The organism is Sporosarcina gallistercoris (genome assembly GCF_014836415.1).
GTDB classification, from domain to species: domain Bacteria; phylum Bacillota; class Bacilli; order Bacillales_A; family Planococcaceae; genus Sporosarcina; species Sporosarcina gallistercoris.
This window is the reverse complement of record NZ_JACSQY010000004.1, coordinates 189449-210519: the sequence shown is the minus strand read 5'-3', so window position 1 is coordinate 210519 and position 21071 is coordinate 189449. Positions and strand designations below refer to the sequence as shown.

The window sequence follows — 21071 nt, the reverse complement described above, 5'->3', positions numbered from 1 at the left end:
TCCCGTGGTGTAGCGGTTAACATGCCTGCCTGTCACGCAGGAGATCGCCGGTTCGATCCCGGTCGGGACCGCCATTTAATTTAAACTTCCAAACCGATTCGGGGATATTCCCTGGGTCGGTTTTTTTATAGTTATCGTGCGTACTTGATGCGGTTTTACACATTTTCCGGTACACTGAACACATCACATAAAAAGGAACGGATTATCTTATGAAGAAACAACTACATGTATCCTCACTTGAAGAAACGTTGCACCTTGCAGAACGCTTGTCACAACTTCTTTCTCCTCCGGACGTAGTCACGCTTGAAGGTGATTTGGGAGCGGGGAAGACCACATTCACTCAAGCGCTCGCTAAAGGGCTTGGAGTGCAACGTACTGTCAGCAGCCCGACGTTTACGATTATTAAGCAATATGAAGGCACCTATCCTCTGAACCATTTGGATGTCTATCGCTTGGAAGATAGCGAAGAGGATTTAGGCTTTGATGAATTGTTTTACGGCGATGCCATTTCAATAGTAGAGTGGGCGCAGTTTATTGAAGAGGATTTACCTGAGAACCGTCTTGCTATCCGGATTATACGGACAGGCGATACGGCTCGTATGATAGAACTGGAACCCAAGGGAAATCATTTTATAAAGATTTGTGAGGCGATGACTCAATGATTTGGTTAGGTATTGATACAGCAAATTCACCTTTGTCTGTGGCACTCGTAAAAGACGGCCGGATTTTGTGTGAGCAAACGTCGACATTTGCGCAAACCCATTCCATTCAGGCGATGCCTGCAATAGAACGTCTATTAAGTGAAGCAAGCTTGCGACCTGCTGATTTGGAGGCGATTGCCGTTTCGGAAGGCCCTGGATCTTATACAGGCGTTCGAATTGGTGTGACGCTTGCGAAAACACTGGCATGGACGTTGAAAATCCCATTAGTCGGTGTTTCCAGCTTGGAAGTTATTGCGGCGAATGGCGTTCCATTTGAAGGAGTTATTTGTCCATTGTTTGATGCACGACGAGAAAATGTCTATTGTGGTCTTTACAAGTCAAAAGGTGAACGATTGCATCGTATCTGGGAAGATCGTCACGGGGCTCTCGAACAGTTTTTGGAGGATGTTGCTTGTATCGATCAACCTGTTCTATTTATCGGCACGGATGTAGAAATTCACAAAGCCGCTATTAGTGCGAGGTTGGGTGACCAGGCTATATTTGCTCCGTTTCCTCAGCAACTCCCAAGAGCTTCACAGTTGATCAGTTTGGCTGAACAACGCATTCCTGCAAGCGACATCCATCAATTTGTTCCGAATTATCGTCGGATTCCAGAAGCTGAAGCGAATTGGATGAAAGAGCAAAAACAGGTGAAGTCCCATGATTGACTCGATTGTTTATCGTCAAATGGCAGCGGAGGACATTGAACAAGTAGTAGCGACTGAAACGGAAGTTTTTACAACACCGTGGTCCGCGGAAGTGTTTGCCCATGAGCTGACAGGGAACGAATATGCCACGTATATCGTAGCTGAATGCGGGGATGAAGTGGTTGGACACGTAGGGATGTGGGTCGTACTCGATGAATGTCATATTACAAATGTTGCTGTACGGAAGCATCGGCAAGGGTCTGGCATCGGGGAAGCACTGATGCGGCAAGCGATGGACCTGTGTCGCAGTAACGGAGTGGTAGCTATGTCCCTGGAAGTTCGTGTGAGCAATGAAACGGCGAAGAATTTGTATCGTAAGCTTGGATTTCAAGAAGGTGGAATCAGGAAAAACTATTATTCTGACGACCATGAAGATGCGCTCGTCATGTGGGTGGAGTTATCATGAAAAAAGACGTCTATATTTTAGGGATTGAAACAAGTTGCGATGAAACTGCAGCGTCTGTCGTGAAAAATGGAAGTGAGATTATTTCCAACGTAGTCGCTTCACAAATCGAGAGTCAAAAGCGTTTTGGAGGCGTTGTACCTGAAATTGCATCGAGGCATCATGTGGAGGAAATTACCCGGGTCATCGAGAAAGCACTCGAGGACGCAGGGTTAGCTCCGGATGAGTTGGATGCTGTGGCTGTTACGGAAGGTCCGGGTCTGGTAGGAGCACTTCTGATTGGGATCAGTGCAGCAAAGGCATTTGCATTTGCGAACTCACTACCGATTATTGGGGTGCATCATATTGCAGGACATATCTATGCCAATCAACTAGTCCAACCGATGGAGTTTCCTCTTCTTGCATTGATTGTTTCTGGCGGACATACCGAAATGGTGATTATGCGCGAGCATGGTTCGTTTGAGCTTATTGGTGAGACGAGAGATGATGCTGCAGGTGAAGCGTATGATAAAGTGGCACGCGTATTAGGGCTTCCTTACCCGGGTGGTCCGCACGTCGATCAGCTGGCTCTGGCAAGTGACTCTGCAATAGACTTCCCGAGAGCATGGCTCGAGCCGGATTCTTATGACTTCAGTTTTAGCGGATTGAAATCATCGGTCATTAATTACAAACATAACTTGGAACAAAAGGGCGGTACGCTAAATGCGGAGGCTATTGCTGCAGGGTTCCAAGAAAGTGTGGTAGAAGTCTTAACAGTGAAAGCACTGCGAGCTGCGAAAGAATTTGAAGTGAAGCAAGTGATTGCGGCAGGTGGGGTTTCTGCGAACAAAGGTCTGAGAAATTCGTTGGAATCGTCATTTGCGAAAGAGAATATTCCGTTCAGTGTACCACCTATTGCGTTGTGTACAGATAATGCCGCAATGATTGCTGCTGCAGGTACACAAATGTTTTTAAGTGGAGTTCAAGGCGAGTTATCCATGAACGGAAGACCCGGCATGCAACTTGTATCATGGAATCATTAATAGGATATTATTCACATGGAATTCGTCAAATTCAGACGAATTCCATGTTTTTTTGATATCTATCAAATTGTGTTTGTCAATAGAGAACATTCGTACTTATGCACAATTTGTGGATAACATGTGCATAAGGTGGAGTGAGGTTGATAAGTTACGTTACTTGGTTGGATAACTTTGTGGATTAAAAAGATGATTATTGTGGACAACGTTGATAACTTTGTGAATAGCGATGAAACCGGTATTATCATTGTGGATAAGATTGTGGAAAATGAAAATGTAAGCATGTCGAATTGAGACAGACATCTGTTGACTGGTGGCGGATTTTAGAGTTTAACACGTATTACTCTTTTTGGATAGAGTCAGTGATTCCTCTCAACGCAACAAAAAGCAGCGGAGTGATCCGCTGCTTTTTGAGTGATTAAACGGTTTCTAGTTCTTCTTGCATCATGAGCCATTCTTCCGCTTGTGCATCGTGCGCCTCTTGCAGGGAATCGATGTCCGCTTGCAATTCCATCAGTTTCACATGATCATCCGCAAAATCGGGCATGATCAGCTCATTTTGAAGAGATGCGATTTGCTCATCCAGCTCTGCCATCTTCAGTTCCGCTTGTTCAATTGCGCGTTTAAGACGACGTTCTGCTTTTTGTCGTTCTTTATCTACTTCTTGTGGACGGATTTTTGTAACGGATGCAGACTGTTTTGCAGCAAGAGATTCAGCAAGAAGCTCTGCTTGTTCGATTTTCTTTTCGACAAAGTAATCATAATCGCCTAAGTATTCCACAGCTCCGTTTGCGCTTAAATCGAATACTTTAGTTGCAATCCGATTAATGAAATAACGGTCGTGAGAAACAAATAGAATCGTTCCAGGGAAGTCATCCAGTGCGTTTTCGAGTACTTCTTTGCTATCGAGATCCAAATGGTTCGTCGGCTCATCGAGGATAAGTGTATTGGACTTTTCAAGCATCAGCTTTGCTAGAGACAATCTGGCTTTTTCTCCGCCTGAAAGAGATTGAACCGGCTTCCCGACATCATCTCCTGTAAAGAGGAAGCGACCAAGTAAGGTGCGGATATCTTTTTCGTTCATGAGCGGCCAGTCATCCCAGATTTCTTGCAGTACGGTACCTGAACCGATAAGTGTCGCCTGGTTTTGGTCGTAATAACCGAACTGGACATTGGTGCCATACCGAATTTCACCAGCCAGCAATTCTTGCCTGCGGACAATTGTTTTCAGCAACGTGGATTTACCGACCCCGTTCGGACCTAGAATTGCGATGCGGTCCTGTTTGTAGACACGCATGTCGATATTTGTAGAAACAGGATTTCCATTGTAGCCAACAGCAGCTTTTTCGACTGCCAGCACATCATTTCCACTCGGACGATCGATCGTGAAAGAGAAGTTGGCTGATTTTTCATCGCCATCAGGGGCGTCCATCCAGTCTGTCCGTTCCAATTGTTTGCGACGGCTTTTCGCCATCTTACTTGTTGAGGCACGGGCAATATTCTTTTGGATGAAATCCTCGAGTTTCGCTTTTTCACTCGACTCTTTTTCGAACAGTTTTCGGTCTTTTTCGTAGTTCTTCGCTTTCTCATCCAAATACGCACTATAGTTGCCTGTGAAGCGTGAGACTTTGCGTCGCGACACTTCATACACCAATGTCACGACTTGGTCGAGGAAGTATCGGTCATGCGATACGATGAGCAGTGCGCCTTCGTAGGATTTCAAATAATTCTCTAACCAACCCAATGTTTCTATGTCCAGATGGTTCGTCGGTTCATCCAAAATAAGAAGATCCGGTTTACTGAGCAGCATTTTTGCTAAGGCAAGACGTGTCTTCTGACCACCTGATAGTAAATCGACGGGTTTTTCATAGTCATCAGGATAAAAACGCATTCCGTGCAAAATCGAGCGGGTGTCCGATTCGTATTGGTAGCCTCCAAGATCTTTAAATTCGACTTGAAGCGAATCGTATTCACTCATAATGCGTTCTGAAACTGCAGGATCCCCGTAGACATCGGGATCCGCCATTTGCGCTTCCAATCCGCGGAGGCGTCGTTCCATCGCTTGAAGCGGTTCGAAGACCGTCATCATTTCATCCCACACCGACAATTCGGTTTCCAGTCCGCTATGCTGCTCGAGATACCCGATACGGACGCCTTTCGGAACAATGATATCCCCTGTATCCGCAGAGGATTCGCCAGCAATGATTTTCAGCAGCGTGGATTTCCCAGCGCCGTTTCGGCCCACGAGTGCAACTCGATCACGATGTTGCACTTCCAATTTTACATTTTCCAATATATCAGTGCCTGAAAACGATTTCGTAACACCGTTCACTTGCAAGATTATCATCGTTTCACCTCTATTTTCATTCTCCTTCAGTTTACTGGAATGGGAGGATGGGTGCAAACACCGGCTTTACAACAGAACGCTTCTCCTGTACGATAGAAGCGATTCGATACAGCAGCAGGAGGTTTACGATGGCTGAAGAAACGGTTAAAATTCCCCAGGCAACGTCCAAACGCTTGCCGTTGTACTATCGGTTTTTACAGAATTTCGCGAATAGCGGGAAGAAACGTGTTTCTTCGAGCGAACTGAGCGAGGCGATGAAGATCGATGCAGCGACGATACGTCGTGATTTTTCGCACTTTGGTGCGCTTGGCCGTAAAGGGTACGGGTACGATGTGGATTATCTCGTCAGCTTTTTCAGGAAAACACTTGACCAAGATGAAGCCACAGACGTTGCGCTGATTGGTGTCGGGAGTCTTGGACATGCATTCATGAAATACAATTTCCATAAGAATCTTAATACACGCATTGTCATTGCGTTTGACCCGAAAGCACCTCATGAAGGGAATGTCGTCTCGGATATTCCTGTATACCACCCTGATATGATTGAAGAGAAGTTAACGGAACTTGGAATTGACTTGGTCATCTTGACGGTACCTTCCCGAGCTGCCCAGCAAGTGACAGATCGCCTTGCAGAGGTGGGAGTTAAAGGGATTCTCAATTTCACGACGATCCGGCTGACGGTTCCTCCATCAATCAGAGTCCATACAATTGACTTATCTGTAGAACTGCAATCTCTTATTTACTTCATAAAAAATGACGTAAAAGATTCACATTTATAGGGTTGCACGAATAGTCATTTCATGCGATATGGTGTAGAATAGACATATTCAGAGGGAGGTGTCCGAAATGTCACCAGGTATCGGAAGTTTACTTATTATTGCTGTCATTGCCCTACTCATTTTCGGACCGAAAAAGTTGCCTGAGATCGGCAAAGCATTCGGTTCTTCACTACGCGAATTCAAAAATGCGACAAAGGGTCTTGTTGAAGACGATGACGCTAAAACAGACGTTAAAAAAGTTGAAGATAAAAAAGAAGTGCAATAAGTTAGGATGTCTGTGTAATGGAAGAACGTACGCTAACCATTATTGAGCATATAGAAGAAATTCGAAAACGGCTGATTACCATCGTCGTTTTCTTTGCAATTTCAGTCATTGGCGGTTTTTTACTGGCAAAGCCACTTATTAAATTTTTACAATCGAACGGTCCGGCTGCGGATTTACCGCTGAATGCATTCAACGTGATCGATCCGATTGCCATTTACTTAAAAGTGGTCGTCTTCATCGGAATCGTTATCATTCTGCCGATTATCATGTACCAATTTTGGGCGTTCGTTTCACCGGGACTGCTGGAGACTGAACGACGGGTGACGCTCAGTTACATCCCGTTTGCATTTCTGCTATTTCTAGGCGGCATTTCGTTTTCCTATTTTGTATTGCTCCCGTATGTGATTACATTTATGGAGACGTTGTCAGCTGATTTAGGAATTACGCAAACGATCGGCATTAATCAGTACTTTTCATTCTTGTTCCAGATTCTATTACCGTTCGGATTTGTGTTCCAGCTCCCGGTCGTCTTATTATTCCTATCGAGGCTCGGGTTCTTGAATCCAAGTGTGCTGGCCAAATACCGCAAAATTGCGTACTTTGTCCTCTTCGTCATAGCGGCGTTCATTACACCGCCTGATTTAGTGTCGCATTTGTTTGTGACGGTTCCGTTGTTCTTGCTTTACGAAATCAGTATTGTAATTGCCCGCATCGGATACCGCAAGTTCTTGAAAGCGGAAGAGAAGCGTCGGGTTGAAGAAGAAGAGGCTGAACGGCTGAGGTTGTTTGCAGAGGCGAAGGCTGAACAGCAGCGGCAGATTGATGAAGTGAATGCACGGATGAAGAATCAGGAATCCTAAATTGAAAAAGACTTGCTGACCGGTATCCGGTTCAGCAAGTCTTTTTTTTTAGATCGAACAGTCTCGATACATTCACCATAGATGCTGGAACAATGTGATTACAGACTCTTGGAGTTTTTGAAGCTCCAGGATTTTGTCCTTGTTCAATGTGACAATCATGACAAATCCATTCATGAGCATGTGTGCAATCATAGGTGTCCAAATACGCTTAGTTTTGTAGTAGATGTAGGAAAATACAAGACCGGGCATTAGATAGACGAGAATGTGCTCAAGTTCATTGTGTACGGCTGCAAAGATGAGCGCGCTTGCAAGAGTCGCAATCCAGAAGTTGGTTTTAGTATAGATACCACCGAAAATAACGCGGCGAAATACGATTTCTTCTAAGATCGGTGCGAAAAGAACGATACAGACAATTAAGATCGGTGCGACTTCAGCCACTTGGGTGAGTCGTGCTGTATTGTCTGAGCCATTTGTAATACCGAAGGCTTGCTCAATGTATCCTGCAATCATTTGCCCGCCAAGTGCTAAGAAGAAACCGAGAACACCCCATAAAATAGATTTTGAAATCGGTGCTTTTTTACCTTTGAAGACTGTCCAAAATTTCTTATCTGTTCGGATGACGAGATAGAAGGCGATGATTGCTAAAATATTAGCGACAAACAAACCCCAAGCCGTCCCTTGAAATGCGGCTTCTTTTGTTTCGTATCCATTTTCAGAAAATAACTTAATCATTCCTTGGGCTATCGGCAATGTACCAAATTGCATGGCGATGTATAAAAGAAGGATGGTTAAATAGAGCATCCATGGTTTCATCGTTTTTTGCTTCAAAAAAATCGTTCCTTTCCTTCTATGTATGAATAAGTGTATCGGTTTTAGAAAAGAAGCGCAAAGAGTACGGACGAGCGATTTGTTTTGCTTGCAATTCATTCGTCAATTTATTATGATAAGTAATGTATTAGCACTCCTGTTTAGTGAGTGCTAAATAAAAATAAAAAGAAGAACCGTTAGAGGAGGGTGTTTCATTTGTTGAAACCATTAGGTGATCGTATTGTAATTGAACTAATCGAAGTGGAAGAGAAGACTTCAAGCGGCATCGTATTGCCAGATTCCGCAAAAGAAAAGCCGCAAGAAGGTAAAGTCATTGCAGTCGGTACAGGCCGAGTTCTCGAAAACGGCCAGCGCGTCGAGCTTGAAGTAAAAGAAGGCGACCGCATCATCTTCTCAAAATATGCAGGTACTGAAGTTAAATATGAAGGCAACGACTATCTAATATTACGTGAGAGCGATATCCTAGCGACTATTTAAGGATCCGCATCACTTTGACATTCAAACCAAAAACAGGAGGGACTCATTCATTATGGCGAAAGAAATCAAATTCAACGAAGATGCACGCAGCGCAATGTTGCGTGGTGTCGATACATTAGCAGATGCTGTAAAAGTAACACTTGGACCTAAAGGACGTAACGTCGTTCTCGAAAAAAGTTTCGGTTCACCACTCATCACGAATGACGGAGTAACGATTGCTAAAGAAATCGAACTTGAAGATGCATTCGAAAACATGGGTGCGAAACTTGTTGCTGAAGTGGCTTCAAAAACAAACGAAATCGCTGGTGACGGAACAACTACTGCAACCGTTCTTGCTCAAGCAATGATCCGTGAAGGCTTGAAGAACGTGACAGCTGGTGCTAACCCTGTCGGCATCCGTAAAGGGATCGAATCAGCAGTTGCAACAGCAGTTACTGAGCTGAAGAGCATTTCCGATGAAATCTCAAGCAAGCAGGAAATTGCACAAGTTGCGGCAATCTCTTCAGGCGACGAAGAAGTCGGTAACCTGATTGCTGAAGCGATGGAGCGCGTTGGTAACGACGGCGTCATCACACTTGAAGAATCCAAAGGCTTCACAACAGAGTTAGACGTAGTTGAAGGTATGCAATTCGACCGTGGATATGCGTCTGCATACATGGCGACAGATACGGATAAGATGGAAGCGGTTCTCGACAATCCATATATCTTGATCACAGATAAGAAGATCAATAACATCCAAGAAATCCTTCCAGTGCTTGAGCAGGTTGTACAACAAGGGAAGCCGTTGTTGATGATCGCTGAAGACGTAGAAGGCGAAGCACTCGCAACACTTGTTGTGAACAAGCTACGCGGTACGTTCAACGCAGTTGCAGTTAAAGCGCCTGGATTCGGAGATCGTCGTAAAGCGATGCTTGAAGATATCGCCATCCTAACAGGTGGAGAAGTGATTACTGAAGATATCGGTCTTGACCTGAAATCCACAGATATCTCACAACTCGGACGCGCTTCTAAAGTCGTTGTAACGAAAGACAATACAACAATTGTAGAAGGAACTGGCGATGCAGACACAATCTCAGCTCGCGTAGGTCAAATCCGTGCACAATTGGAAGAGACCACTTCTGAGTTCGACAAAGAGAAACTCCAAGAGCGTCTAGCGAAACTTGCTGGCGGCGTGGCAGTCATCAAAGTCGGAGCAGCTACTGAAACTGAATTGAAAGAACGCAAACTTCGCATCGAAGACGCTCTTAACTCGACACGTGCAGCAGTCGAAGAAGGTATTGTCTCTGGTGGTGGTACAGCGCTCGTAAACGTTTATAAAAAAGTAGAAACATTGCTTGAAGGCGTAGAAGGCGACGTCGCAACTGGCGTGAAAATCGTCCTCCGTGCACTCGAAGAGCCAGTACGTCAAATCGCAACAAACGCGGGTCTTGAAGGTTCAATCGTCGTAGATCGCCTCAAGCGCGAAGAAGTCGGCATCGGCTTCAACGCAGCAAACGGCGAGTGGGTCAACATGGTCCAAGCCGGTATCGTGGATCCAACTAAGGTAACACGTTCCGCACTACAAAACGCAGCATCTGTTGCAGCGATGTTCTTATCGACTGAAGCAGTAGTAGCAAACATTCCAGAGCCAGCAGGTGGCGGTATGCCTGATATGGGCGGAATGGGTGGCATGGGCGGCATGATGTAAGTCAGCTGTCTGAAATAGAAAACGTCAACTCCGGAAGATGGAGTTGGCGTTTTTTGTTTGGATAAAAACGAGGTGGAGTAGACGGTTGTTGATCTGCGCTGCAGGTGGGCGCTTTCCGCGGGCTCGCCCTCAGCCTCCTCGTCGCTTCGCTCCTGCGGGGTCTTCGCGCTTCGCTTATTCCGCAGGAGTCGCCACCTTCCGCTTCGATCAACGGTTTTCGTGATGGATAAGGATATTCTATACATAATCAATGCTTTGATGATAGTGCTTATATGTGGTGAAAAAATAGGTATGTTAGAACAAAAATGAAAGTTTGTTGCACAGGTACCTGAAATATAACATTCGAATCTAACGAAGAAAAGAATAGTATTGGAACTCTCATGTTCAATATTTTAGGTTCCTTTGCACAATTTGAAAGGGATTTGATTGTTGAGTGTACAAGTGAAGGTAGAGAACGAGTAAAAGCACAAGGCAAACACATGGGACGAAAAGCTATATAATCATCTAAAACAATGCAGAAAGCTATACAGCAGTATGAGAACAGGAAAGAGAATGGTATGAGTGTGTCTGACATTATAAAACTAAATGGCATACCGAAAGCGAGTTTCTATGCAGAACTGAAAAAGACAAAGGGAGAGTAGCCATGTAGCTATTCTTTTTTTATGTGTAGGAAGCATTGTCAGCTTATCATAGGACTGGATTCACTTCATTCATTGACAACCATAATGTGTTTAGAAGTTTTCAAATCAATACATAAAATCTTCAAACTACCGAGAGTTGATATTGCAGGTGTAGTGAGAAGTTGTCAGTGCTGAGTGTGCCAACTTATAATCACAGAGATGACACAAGACGTACTTGTAAGTGAGTTTGATATATAGAGGTCAGTGTATGTCAGGAATGTATCAGAGAGCCATTTGGAGCGTCTAGAAAGGTGAGGGGGACATCCCCGCTATTACCGATACAATTAATACTGATACATAGAAGCCTGCTACACGAACAGAGCACGACTATGAAAACGAATGGATATGATAAGGAAATGACAGTGACTGAACATTCCATTGTGACAGCTACTAAATCGCTTGTCATCGATCTAGGAATAAAGATAAGGAGCGAAAAGGCTTCTATGAAAACAGTATAGTAGTTATTCATATGAAAGCATGTAAAGTGATTAACGAGAGATTTTGAGTTCAAGGTTAATCAATACTTGTTAGCGAAGTTTGGAAGTCAGAAACTGAACTTATTACTTTTATTAGAATGTGGAGTCTCCTGTTAAGTAAGTTACAGCAAGGTTTTACTCATAGAAAAAGAAAAACATGAGAATTTAATATTCCTAGACCCATATTGTTCCGGAAAGTGGTAATATGTACCTTGGAGGGGATATTATATGAAGAAGTGGACTTATTTACTAGTAATTGTACTTGTATTTTCTTTGCAAAATAAAGCTGAGGCGCATCCGGGACGAACGGATAGTAGCGGAGGACATAATTGTAGTCAGAAATCTATCTCAAAAGGTTTATGCACTGGCTATCATTACCATAATGGTGGAGGAAGTACAAAAACAGTACCAGCTAAAACAGCACCTGCAAAACCAGCTTACAACCCAAAGATTTACTATGACAGTGGTTATCAAGCTGGTTATGATCTTGGACAGAAAAAGGGGTATAAGAAAGATAAATCTGTACAGAGTTCTGACAATTCTAATGCGGACTATGTTGAAGGCTGGTCAGCTGGATACCAAAAGGGACTTGAAGATGGACTTGCTAAAATCAACAAAGAAGAGCAAGATACAAAAGATAAAAAAGCTGGAACTGAACAGGGAGAAAAAGATGGTATCAACTCATTCGTAGATGGGAAAAAAATCAATGATTTTACATACGCTTCAGGTAGCTCAGAACTTTATAAAAGTTCCTATATAGAAGCATTTACTTCTTCGTGGCAATTAACTAAAGGTAAAAAAGATAGCTATGATAATGGCTATAAACAAGGATTATCGCAAGATGAAATAGTTATCCCATCTATTTTTCAAACTAATATACTGAAACCTGAATATGAAAAGGGACACAAAGCAGGAGAAGATGAGCGAGATAAAAATGAAGTAGCGAAGTACAAAAAGGAAGGGCATGCATTAGGCTATGAAGTAAAAGAGTTAGCAATAAATGCAGATATTAAAAAAGGTATTTACGTAGAAGCCTTTAAACAAGGATATGAGAGTGGTCTTCAAAAACGAAAAGAAGAAGTGGTAGAAGAAGGCTATAATTATGCTTTTAAACACATGAAGTTTGAAAACTCTCCTTATGAAGGTAAAGAATACTTTTCAGAATGGATTAAAGAAGGTTACGACAGCAATGATATTGCTGCAGAGATTAAAACTAAATCAATTGAACTAGGAAAAGAAAACGAAGAATACACTATCCCTAAGAAATATAAGGTTAACGAAGATGCGATTGCTTTACACGATAAACTGTTCTTGAAAGGGCAGAAGATTCAAGAAGAAATTGACAGAAAGAAACGTAACACTTTAGTAACAACGAGTGCAATTGGTATTCCAACAGTTGGTGGGATTTTGTTTTTGGCCCGTAAACGTAAAAAGAAAATTGCTTAATTTTAAAAGGTTTTACTAGATCTATTTTACATTATAAGAATGGAATCATGTACTCATTGAAGAATAAGAAAGAAAACTAAAGGCACTCCTTTGAGGGTGTCTCTTTTCTATAGATGGAAAGTTCTATCACTAAGAAGTAATTCTTACTGCTTGGGATGTCTTTGACATGAACTAAATCCAAGACTACATACTGTTCATTTAGTTCATAAATTACTTGTGCTGTAATTTTGTTAATAATTTTTCCTGCAGATTGACTATAGCATTCACCTTTTAAATTCATTTTCAATCTATAAACGCTCGGCTTTACATATGTCAGACTTCTATTGAGCACTCATTCAGCTTAGATTTTCTTTTTTATTTCAAGAATATAAGCCAAGTAATGAGTCGAGATTTAGATGAACTAATATCTTCACTACTAGTTTTATAGTAGTCTAGCCAGATAAAGAGAGATCAATCTCTCGAAATCTAACTTTAATTTTTTCTTCTATGGAGTGCTGATGACCTGCGTCTTAGAGTCAGAGCTGGCCGTATCAGAAAAACACGGAAAGTTGAAATGTGCAGCATATAAAGTAAAGGAGAACTGCGTATTATTGTTAAGTCAGATATAGTGTGACTATTCCTTAAAACATTAAGAAATGAGCAACCTGCCATGCTGACAATTTACCGTACGTGTTCAGCCACTGCATCTGTCTACACTACACTTTACTATTGCGATCTTCCTGATTAAAAAAGTGGGATTAATAAGGAACGAAATCACTTTGTTTACAAAACTGAATGTAGTATCATCTGTATGATTATGATCGGAACTAATATTTTCCTACAATCCCATTCCATCAAATGTCTGCCTGCGAAAGACACAACTCCAAAACAATCCCTAACAATGTTCGAATCTTACCAGGCAAAAGCCGTAAATCATTCGCCTCCCCGATTGAGACAAGTGATCCAGGGTATAGATTATGGGAAGTACATGTTACAAAATCATTTAAGAGTAATAATCAGAAGGAGTGTGTCTGAAATGAAAGCAATCGTAATTGAGCAATATGGCGGTTCGGAACAGTTGGTAGAGAAAGACCTTCCTAAACCGGAGATACAAGATCAGCAAGTATTAATTGAAATGCATGCCACTTCAATTAATCCGATTGACTGGAAAGTACGGGAGGGCTATATGAAAGACGCGATGCCTTTTGAATTTCCGTTGATTTTAGGTTGGGATGCAGCGGGGATCGTCAGTGAAGTCGGAAGTAAGGTCACTCAGTTCAAAAAGGGGGATGCTGTATTCGCGCGTCCTGCCATGGAAAATGGAACATACAGCGAGTATGTGGCGGTCGACGAAGACTTAGTGGCGTTAAAGCCAGATCATCTTAGCTTTGAAGAAGCAGCCTCCGTTCCGTTGGCAGGTTTGACGGCTTGGCAATGTCTTGTAGACTTTGGACAAGTGAAAAAAGGAGATAAGGTTCTCATCCATGTGGGATCTGGTGGTGTGGGCAGCTATGCCATACAGATTGCCAAAAGCTTTGGAGCAACCGTTTTTTCTACGGCAAGCAGTAAAAATGAAGCGTTTTTGAAAGAGCTCGGTGTGGATGAATTCATTGATTATAAAAGCACTGATTTTGCAGATGTTGTAAAGGACGTTGACTTGGTAGTGGATACTATGGGCGGTGAAATTTTAGAGAAGAGCTTAGACGTCGTGAAAAAAGGTGGTCGTCTCGTTTCAATCGCAGGTGAGCCAAATGCTGAGAAAGCAAAAGCGAATGGCATTACCGCGAAATCATTATGGCTGAATCCGAATGGGAAACAACTCGCAGAACTTGGGGAACTGATGGAAAAAGGAAAAGTTAAACCACATATCGGTCATACATTCCCGTTAACAGAAAAAGGATTGCGTGAAGCACACGATTTAAGTGCAACACATCATGCAAAAGGCAAAATTGTCATTACGATTAAGTGAAAAGTACCTGTGCATAAAACACTCATGAATGTTTTATGCACAGGTACCTGAAAAAAAGCAGCAAAGAGAGCCAGTGGCTTGTCTTTGCTGCTTTTTCCATTAAAATTTCTTCCGGAAGAAGGGAGTTTTTTTCAAAGCGACGGACAGCGGGATGGCAATCAGCAACCCGACCCCGCATTGAATGAGGTCTCCTGGGATGGATGCGAGGGGTGCCGCCCAATTGTTGTACATGATGGCTTGCCCGATGTAGTACACGGCGAGCATAACCGGTATGGATGCAACGGCTGCCAGGATGTTGAGTAGGGTGTTTTCTCCTCGTTGGCCATTCGACCATGCGATTTTTCCGACGATGTAGCCTTGCAAGGCACGCGCGATGATTGTCGTGGGCGCCCAGATCATCCAGCCGCCAAAAATATCGAACATGCCCATCCCGATCGCTCCAGCAAGCGCTCCCTTTTTAGGGCCGAATAGAATGGCAACGGTGAAAAGCGCTGCTGTCCCTAAATGGATGAGGCCGCCTTGTCCGATGGGGAGCTTGATGTTAATGAAGACTGTGGACAGTAATACAATGGTCGACAGGATAGCTGTCAGCACTAAATCCATCGTGTTCGTGCGCATGTGGGTTAATGTATGGCGTTGTGCCGTTTGCATGGGGAACCATCTCCTCGCGTTATCGAATGTTGATAATTCTTATTTTACTGAATGACTGACCATCATAAAAGTGTCAGTTTGATTAAAGTGTTAGAGGTCAGTGGGAAGAGGAGGAAATTGAGATTTGCGGTATACGTGGTTTCCCTTTCTTATGGTACGATTGGAGAAATGAATGTATCGAAGAGTTAGGTGGGGGATTTATTGAAAAAAGTTGCGATCATCCAGGATATGTCTTCCTTTGGAAAGTGCTCGCTTACAGCGGCCATCCCGGTGTTATCGGTCATGGGGGTGCAGGCAGTGCCTCTGCCGACTGCCATTTTAACGTCCCAGACAGAGTATCCGAGCTATTTTTGTGAAGATTTAACCGAGAAGATGACTCATTTCACAGACGAGTGGCACAAGATGGGCGCTACGTTCGATGGGATTCATACGGGGTTTGTGACAGGAAAAGAGCAGATTGAAAATATTTTTTCTTTTTTACATACATTCTATCAGGAAGAGACAACGCTTCTCGTGGATCCGGTAATGGGTGACAGGGGACAGATGTATGATGTGTTTACTGGAGAGTTGACGGGCTATATGGAGGAACTGGTAAAGCGTGCAGATGTCATTACACCGAATGTGACAGAATGTTGTTTATTGACAGGTCTCTCGTATGACAAACTGCAAACGTATCGCACGGTTGAGGATTATGTAGCTACCCTTGAAGACGCTGGCCGGCAGCTGCAGTCAGACACTAACGCCAAAGTCATCATTACCGGTTTGAATCCACCTGCCCATTCAGGAACAAGACTCGTCGGTAACCTATACATCGACGGCGCCAGCTCGTATCACAGACTTCAAGAATATAACGGAAAGAGTTATTCCGGAACGGGTGATCTGTTTGCCTCTGTCATGATGGGCGGGTTGATGCGCGGTCAGAATCCCGTAGAGACCATGGAGCTTGCAGAGAAGTTTTTAACTGCCGCAATCCAGTCTACATCTGAAGAGCGGATTCCAACAGAGGCCGGCGTAAACTTTGAATCGCATTTGCGGATGCTACTGTAACGATTCCTTCAATACAAGTCGTCTGTGTAAGACCCAACTCCAAAGCAATTCCAAATCGTGTCCGGATTGTACGTTGCACAGGCGGCGTTTCTTTAATTCATCAGCTCTTCTATCGATTGTCGAGGTTATCTTATAGTTGGAATAGTTTAAGTCATGAATAACTAGATCTCCTTCATCAGTGTAATTTACTACTCGGAGTAAAATAACCTAAAGTGTTTGGGGGGGTAAATTTATTTTCATAGTTACCATCTAATATATTAAAATGGCCCGATTACGGTATAATCATAATCGCTTATCAAATAATTACAGCGGTTAATTAAAACATTTTTTAAACGTATGAACTACTGTTTTGATAGTTTTAGTCTCCAAGTAAATGAAACGATGAAGGCTGATATTCCACCCAAAACAAGAGCGTAACATAATGAAAAGAATATAAAAGCTCCATAATCTTCAAGTTCAAAAAAGGGGTTATTAGATATATAAGGCTCGGAAATCACATCGATAGTGAAAATTGGAATAAACAAGATAATAAATCTTTTCCAAAAGTACTTTTTGTAATTAGAATATTTATTCTGAAACATCTTATAACATCTCCTTTTTGAATCGTCAAGTGAAATTAGGACAGCAATTTGGCCCTTTAGCGGCACAGTCCTTATTCCAGAATTGTCCTCGATAGTGGATTAATTAATCTTGAACCATAAGCCGATAAATAAGAAACAAAAGAGCAGTAGAATGTCTGGTAATCTGACATTCTACTGCTTTCTTCATTATAATAATCCAGCGTAATTAGATTTGAGGTATACATTATATCATTGACATTTGTACATCAGGAATAATTCTAAACATTATTAAAATGGACGAAAAAGTTATAACCAAAAACATAAACTACAATAATACTAACAAAATCCAATAAGTTACTCGTTTATAGTTTTTAATTAATAATGGACTCAAAGCCAGTGTCCCTGTAACTAGGAATAATATATAGAAGTTATTCAAAATTGACGCGTGTCTAATTTATTATGGGGGTACCTGTACAACAAACAATCACGAATGTTTAAATATCCGGTGTTGTTAGAACAAACACAATATTTTCGTGTGCAGGTACTCTCCATTCGATGGGAAACCGACTCTTTTTTATTAATTTGTTCCTCACTCTAAGTTTTTTTAACACTGCTATCCGCATAATCACAATTGAGTTTTATTGCCAAAAAGAGTGTTTAGAAATGACAAAGTCAATTCTAAACACTCCCGTTTCTCGACAACGATTTCTTGACTATTTTGTAGAAAGTAAACAGGAAATAGACAATTGAAAATGGGGGTTCAACCTTTGCTTGCCTGTTATTTATGCAAGTTGATTGATAGACGTGTTTTATTTTCCGATTATTTTTCTCCGCTCAATTCAACAAGAATTTTCGCTTGTGTTTTATCAATTGTTAAAGCTTCGAATCCTTTTTCGACGATATCATCCAATTGAATTTGAGATGTGATAATTCCTTGCGGTTGTAATTGACCTGTGCCCATTAAGTCCACAGTTTGTTGGAATGTAGTTGGTGTATAGGCAATGGATGATGTGATTTTAACTCCGGTGTTTGTCAATTGGATTGGATTCCATTCAATTGGTCTTGCAAAGATGGATACAATGACCATCATACCACGTGCTTTTGTTGCACCGATTGCGTCGGTAAATGTTGGTGCAACACCCGCAACTTCAAATGCTACATCTACACCTTCTGGGACAATTGCACGAATAGCTTCTACTGCATTGCTGTTACCCGAGTTAACGATATGTGTTGCACCTAATTCTTTTGCTTTTTCAAGACGTGTTTCTGATAAATCCAACACGATGATTTTACTTGCGCCAGCAGCTTTTGCAGCAATTACAGTTAATAATCCGATTGGCCCTGCACCAAAAATAGCTACAGTATCTCCGAATTGAAGTTGACCTTCCTTAACAGCTTGTACAGCGACTGCCATTGGTTCTATTAATGCGCCGTCTTGTAAGCTTAATGTTTCTGGTAAAAGGTAAACATTGTGTTCTGGAGCATTTGCGAAACTTGTAAATCCACCATCTCCGTGTAAGCCAATAAAACTGAAGCCGTCATAAGCATCTACATCTTCTGGTTTATTGCCGTATGTTATTGTAGGATTGATAGCAACGCGATCACCTACTTTAAACTTGGTTACTTGTGTGCCGACTTTTTCAATAACGCCCGCGAATTCATGTCCCATGATTAAAGGTGCTATTTCGCCTGTTAATGGATCTGCTTTCTCGGTCGGCACAAAGACAGGCCCTTCTTGATATTCATGTAGATCACTACCACAAATACCAGCCCACGCCACGCGCACCGTTACTTCATTTTCTTTTAACGCTTTCAACTCTTTTTCTTCAATTCTAATATCTTTTTCCCCGTACCATACAGCTGCTTTCATAATAAAGCCACTCCTCATTCACTTATATTTTGAGGTATCTAAATTATGGATATCTCTTATAAATTATTATACTCCTATTAGTTGAGAAGTGTATTGAATTGCCTAGTAAAGCTTTTAACTCGTGACTAAAAGGTTTTTGTGCAGAAAAAGGGTATTTGCTCGTCGTTTTGTGTAAGTGGAAAGAATGTGGGGGTACATATGCAACAAACAATCACGAATGTTTAAACATCCATGATTGTTGAAACAAGTAAAATAATTTCTTGCGCAAGTACTCACAGGTCTCAATACAGCTGAAAATACAGCGTCAAAGAAGCGAGGCATGTTGGGGAGGAAGTTATCGAAGCCTCTCATGAGTTGTGCAAACTTTTGAGAAGCTTCTTTTTCATTTCTTGGGTAACATGAAGTTAGACAAGTTAGTGTTTCATTCGTTAACTATTATCAATAGATCAGAAATTCAAGTCACATCTAAACTTTGTATGGCGTACGATCGATGTGATAATTATAGTAGTATGGAGAATAGAACCACTGCCTCAATGAATATTTAAACTATAAAAATTAAGGAGAATTACATGAGCTGGAGCAAACTGAAGAAAAATCTGGAGAGCTTTCTCAGTCCTGCATTAACGGGTAGGGTTGAATACCGTGCAAGCAGCTACCGGTATTTACCGGATAAAGCAGGAAATTGTTATATTGCGGTAGATAAAAAGAATGTATTGAATATGAATGATACAAGCACCTCCATTAAGTGGTATCAAACGGAGCTGGAAATTAAGAACGATTCAAATATACAAATTCCAATCAGCAATGAGGAAATTGAAGCGATTAGGAAAGAAACCAAGGGGATGGTTCCTGAGGATCGTTTGGAAGTGATTGCAAGGGGGAGAAAATCTTCAGTTTGTGCAAAGGAGCTTCTGTCAGCGCAGTCCACCTTAAGTAAATCCAATTTTGTCGTTGTAGCTAATAAGTTTTTATCCACCCCTATAGAGGAGAGCATAGAAAGCGATGATATCCTGTTGAATATTCTCGCTTTGATGGACAGGCGGGTTGGAAAAAAACGAATTTTAAACATGACCGAGCAGGTGAAGTCGAAGCATCCAGCTGTTCAGTATTTTTATGAACTACGGCTTAGTGCATTATGATAATAACTAACTAGAATGAAGTGTTGGTATAACACATACTAACGGGTTCTCAAAATTCCGTGATTGTAGAAACAAACGCTATCGTTCCGTTCCCAGGCACTCCAAGTTCTTACTGCGTGGACTGCCTTTGACCTGAACTAAATCCGCCATGATTCCTAATGCTATATCCACTCTGCATGATTCAATTACAATTTTCCTAAGGATTTCCGATAGTATCTATTTGTATACTATGCCACATAAAAGTGCGTACTTACTAAATAGGATGATTTGTTTCATACTAATACTATGATGCGAAAAAATAAGGTCTTCAAAACAATAAGGGGGATTTACATTGAGTGAAGAAAATGTAGTAAGAAGAGGCATTAGAAGTGTAAAAACTGTAGTGTTTCAAGAAAATTCGCCGACACATAAAGCTGGATTGGTTATTGAACCAGGTAATTGGGCGGACGTGGACCCTTTCCTATTGATGGCGGAAGACTTTTTTGAACGTGGGACATTTGGTATGCACCCACATCGTGGTATAGAAACAGTGACATATGTTATTGAAGGCAAGCTAGAGCATTCGGATAATAAAACCGGAGGCGGAGAATTACTGCCTGGGGATGTCCAGTGGATGACTGCGGGAAGAGGAATCCTTCATACAGAAGATCCGGCTGTTGGTGACACCGTTCGTTCCTTGCAATTATGGATCAATCTGCCGAACGATAAAAAAATGACTGAGCCGCGCTATCAAAATATGCGTGCACAGGATATGCCGATTCGTCAGGAAGAGGGGGCAACCATCCGTGTGTTCTCTGGTTCTTCAAGGAATGTAACCGCTGCTACGGAAAATCACGTACCTGTTACGATGGTCGAGTGTCTTGTCGATGCAGGTGAGACGATTACGCAAGACCTACCAGGAAGTTATAACGGATTCCTTTATATAATAGAGGGTCAAGGTGAGTTTGGAAAAGACCAAACAGTTGGCAAAGAAGGGCAAGTCCTCTGGCTCGAAGGCACAGCGGATACAGAACAGACTGAAGTGACCATTCATGCAACAGAAAAACTGCGTGTTCTTTTATATGCTGGACAACCAATTGGCGAAAAAGTCGTCGCGCGCGGCCCATTTGTTATGAATTCAGATGAAGAAATTGTTCAAGCGTACCAAGATTACCGAGACGGCAAATTTGAATGAGAGATGA

General features: G+C 42.1%; 20 protein-coding genes. 15 read left to right on the top strand and 5 right to left on the bottom strand.

Annotation, left to right across the window (positions count from 1 at the left end; genetic code table 11):
* Nucleotides 1-209: 209 nt before the first annotated feature.
* The 4 genes from tsaE to tsaD are packed head-to-tail and all read left to right on the top strand — an operon-like array spanning nt 210 to nt 2833.
* Nucleotides 210-662, top strand: coding sequence for a tRNA (adenosine(37)-N6)-threonylcarbamoyltransferase complex ATPase subunit type 1 TsaE (gene tsaE / locus H9659_RS07985; RefSeq protein ID WP_191689404.1), 453 nt, complete (start codon nt 210-212; stop codon nt 660-662).
* Nucleotides 659-1369 carry a tRNA (adenosine(37)-N6)-threonylcarbamoyltransferase complex dimerization subunit type 1 TsaB gene (gene tsaB / locus H9659_RS07980; protein WP_191689403.1) on the top strand — a complete coding sequence of 237 codons (711 nt, stop codon included), beginning with the start codon at nt 659-661 and terminating at the stop codon, nt 1367-1369. The genes tsaE and tsaB overlap by 4 nt, the downstream gene beginning before the upstream one ends.
* Nucleotides 1362-1814, top strand: coding sequence for a ribosomal protein S18-alanine N-acetyltransferase (gene rimI, locus H9659_RS07975; RefSeq protein ID WP_191689402.1), 453 nt, complete (start codon nt 1362-1364; stop codon nt 1812-1814). The genes tsaB and rimI overlap by 8 nt, the downstream gene beginning before the upstream one ends.
* Nucleotides 1811-2833 carry a tRNA (adenosine(37)-N6)-threonylcarbamoyltransferase complex transferase subunit TsaD gene (tsaD, locus tag H9659_RS07970; protein WP_191689401.1) on the top strand — a complete coding sequence of 341 codons (1023 nt, stop codon included), beginning with the start codon at nt 1811-1813 and terminating at the stop codon, nt 2831-2833. The genes rimI and tsaD overlap by 4 nt, the downstream gene beginning before the upstream one ends.
* Before the next feature lie 415 nt (nt 2834-3248).
* On the opposite strand, the gene H9659_RS07965 is transcribed toward tsaD, so the two are convergent.
* Nucleotides 3249-5177, bottom strand: a complete 1929-nt coding sequence (locus H9659_RS07965) for an ABC-F family ATP-binding cassette domain-containing protein (protein ID WP_191689400.1) — start codon at nt 5175-5177, stop codon at nt 3249-3251.
* Nucleotides 5178-5305: 128 nt separating this feature from the next.
* On the opposite strand from H9659_RS07965, the gene H9659_RS07960 reads away from it, so the two are divergent.
* The 3 genes from H9659_RS07960 to tatC all read left to right on the top strand — a co-directional run bounded on the left by H9659_RS07960 (nt 5306) and on the right by tatC (nt 7081).
* Complete coding sequence (locus H9659_RS07960; protein WP_191689399.1) at nt 5306-5956, top strand: redox-sensing transcriptional repressor Rex; 651 nt, start codon at nt 5306-5308, stop codon at nt 5954-5956.
* 67 nt (nt 5957-6023) lie between these two features.
* The gene (locus H9659_RS07955; RefSeq protein ID WP_039043679.1) at nt 6024-6221 is read left to right on the top strand and encodes a twin-arginine translocase TatA/TatE family subunit; all 198 of its coding nucleotides are present in this window, start codon (nt 6024-6026) and stop codon (nt 6219-6221) included.
* A gap of 17 nt (nt 6222-6238) precedes the next feature.
* Complete coding sequence (gene tatC / locus H9659_RS07950) at nt 6239-7081, top strand: twin-arginine translocase subunit TatC (RefSeq protein ID WP_191689398.1); 843 nt, start codon at nt 6239-6241, stop codon at nt 7079-7081.
* Nucleotides 7082-7153: 72 nt separating this feature from the next.
* Here tatC and H9659_RS07945 read toward each other — a convergent pair whose 3' ends face one another.
* The gene (locus H9659_RS07945) at nt 7154-7909 is read right to left on the bottom strand and encodes a CPBP family intramembrane glutamic endopeptidase (RefSeq protein ID WP_225217722.1); all 756 of its coding nucleotides are present in this window, start codon (nt 7907-7909) and stop codon (nt 7154-7156) included.
* Between the two features lie 195 nt (nt 7910-8104).
* Between H9659_RS07945 and groES the strand changes: the two genes are divergently transcribed.
* From groES to H9659_RS07920, 5 genes are all read left to right on the top strand, one after another.
* A complete protein-coding gene (gene groES, locus H9659_RS07940) occupies nt 8105-8386 on the top strand; it encodes a co-chaperone GroES (protein WP_025782799.1) in 282 nt (93 codons plus the stop codon).
* A 52-nt stretch (nt 8387-8438) separates the two neighbouring features.
* The gene (gene groL, locus H9659_RS07935; protein ID WP_191689397.1) at nt 8439-10073 is read left to right on the top strand and encodes a chaperonin GroEL; all 1635 of its coding nucleotides are present in this window, start codon (nt 8439-8441) and stop codon (nt 10071-10073) included.
* A 335-nt stretch (nt 10074-10408) separates the two neighbouring features.
* Nucleotides 10409-10573, top strand: coding sequence for a recombinase family protein (locus tag H9659_RS07930; protein ID WP_318240707.1), 165 nt, complete (start codon nt 10409-10411; stop codon nt 10571-10573).
* 884 nt (nt 10574-11457) lie between these two features.
* Nucleotides 11458-12675 carry a YHYH domain-containing protein gene (locus H9659_RS07925; RefSeq protein WP_191689395.1) on the top strand — a complete coding sequence of 406 codons (1218 nt, stop codon included), beginning with the start codon at nt 11458-11460 and terminating at the stop codon, nt 12673-12675.
* Nucleotides 12676-13690: 1015 nt separating this feature from the next.
* On the top strand, nt 13691-14623 hold the full coding sequence (locus H9659_RS07920) for an NADP-dependent oxidoreductase (RefSeq protein ID WP_191689394.1): 933 nt from the start codon (nt 13691-13693) through the stop codon (nt 14621-14623).
* 99 nt (nt 14624-14722) lie between these two features.
* On the opposite strand, the gene H9659_RS07915 is transcribed toward H9659_RS07920, so the two are convergent.
* Entirely contained in the window at nt 14723-15274 is a 552-nt protein-coding gene (locus tag H9659_RS07915) for an ECF transporter S component (protein ID WP_191689393.1), read from the bottom strand.
* Between the two features lie 201 nt (nt 15275-15475).
* Between H9659_RS07915 and H9659_RS07910 the strand changes: the two genes are divergently transcribed.
* The gene (locus tag H9659_RS07910) at nt 15476-16321 is read left to right on the top strand and encodes a pyridoxamine kinase (protein WP_191689392.1); all 846 of its coding nucleotides are present in this window, start codon (nt 15476-15478) and stop codon (nt 16319-16321) included.
* Here H9659_RS07910 and H9659_RS07905 read toward each other — a convergent pair.
* Together H9659_RS07905 and H9659_RS07900 are read right to left on the bottom strand one after the other, a co-directional pair.
* Nucleotides 16313-16525, bottom strand: coding sequence for a DUF4362 domain-containing protein (locus H9659_RS07905; protein ID WP_191689421.1), 213 nt, complete (start codon nt 16523-16525; stop codon nt 16313-16315). The two genes, H9659_RS07910 and H9659_RS07905, sit on opposite strands and share 9 nt — an antisense overlap.
* 1176 nt (nt 16526-17701) lie before the next feature.
* Nucleotides 17702-18751 carry a 2,3-butanediol dehydrogenase gene (locus H9659_RS07900; protein ID WP_191689391.1) on the bottom strand — a complete coding sequence of 350 codons (1050 nt, stop codon included), beginning with the start codon at nt 18749-18751 and terminating at the stop codon, nt 17702-17704.
* Between the two features lie 569 nt (nt 18752-19320).
* On the opposite strand from H9659_RS07900, the gene H9659_RS07895 reads away from it, so the two are divergent.
* On the top strand, nt 19321-19890 hold the full coding sequence (locus H9659_RS07895) for an SF0329 family protein (RefSeq protein WP_191689390.1): 570 nt from the start codon (nt 19321-19323) through the stop codon (nt 19888-19890).
* 331 nt (nt 19891-20221) lie between these two features.
* Nucleotides 20222-21064: a pirin family protein gene (locus H9659_RS07890; protein WP_191689389.1), complete on the top strand. Its 843-nt coding sequence runs from the start codon at nt 20222-20224 to the stop codon at nt 21062-21064.
* The last annotated feature ends 7 nt before the right edge of the window (nt 21065-21071 follow it).

Excerpts from the sequence above, each read along its gene's own strand:
- tsaE (WP_191689404.1), top strand. The coding sequence starts at position 210 with ATGAAGAAACAACTACATGTATCCTCACTTGAAGAAACGTTGCACCTT.
- tsaB (WP_191689403.1), top strand. The coding sequence starts at position 659 with ATGATTTGGTTAGGTATTGATACAGCAAATTCACCTTTGTCTGTGGCA.
- rimI (WP_191689402.1), top strand. The coding sequence starts at position 1,362 with ATGATTGACTCGATTGTTTATCGTCAAATGGCAGCGGAGGACATTGAA.
- tsaD (WP_191689401.1), top strand. The coding sequence starts at position 1,811 with ATGAAAAAAGACGTCTATATTTTAGGGATTGAAACAAGTTGCGATGAA.
- H9659_RS07965 (WP_191689400.1), bottom strand. The coding sequence starts at position 5,177 with ATGATAATCTTGCAAGTGAACGGTGTTACGAAATCGTTTTCAGGCACT.
- H9659_RS07960 (WP_191689399.1), top strand. The coding sequence starts at position 5,306 with ATGGCTGAAGAAACGGTTAAAATTCCCCAGGCAACGTCCAAACGCTTG.
- H9659_RS07955 (WP_039043679.1), top strand. The coding sequence starts at position 6,024 with ATGTCACCAGGTATCGGAAGTTTACTTATTATTGCTGTCATTGCCCTA.
- tatC (WP_191689398.1), top strand. The coding sequence starts at position 6,239 with ATGGAAGAACGTACGCTAACCATTATTGAGCATATAGAAGAAATTCGA.
- groL (WP_191689397.1), top strand. The coding sequence starts at position 8,439 with ATGGCGAAAGAAATCAAATTCAACGAAGATGCACGCAGCGCAATGTTG.
- H9659_RS07925 (WP_191689395.1), top strand. The coding sequence starts at position 11,458 with ATGAAGAAGTGGACTTATTTACTAGTAATTGTACTTGTATTTTCTTTG.
- H9659_RS07920 (WP_191689394.1), top strand. The coding sequence starts at position 13,691 with ATGAAAGCAATCGTAATTGAGCAATATGGCGGTTCGGAACAGTTGGTA.
- H9659_RS07915 (WP_191689393.1), bottom strand. The coding sequence starts at position 15,274 with ATGCAAACGGCACAACGCCATACATTAACCCACATGCGCACGAACACG.
- H9659_RS07900 (WP_191689391.1), bottom strand. The coding sequence starts at position 18,751 with ATGAAAGCAGCTGTATGGTACGGGGAAAAAGATATTAGAATTGAAGAA.
- H9659_RS07895 (WP_191689390.1), top strand. The coding sequence starts at position 19,321 with ATGAGCTGGAGCAAACTGAAGAAAAATCTGGAGAGCTTTCTCAGTCCT.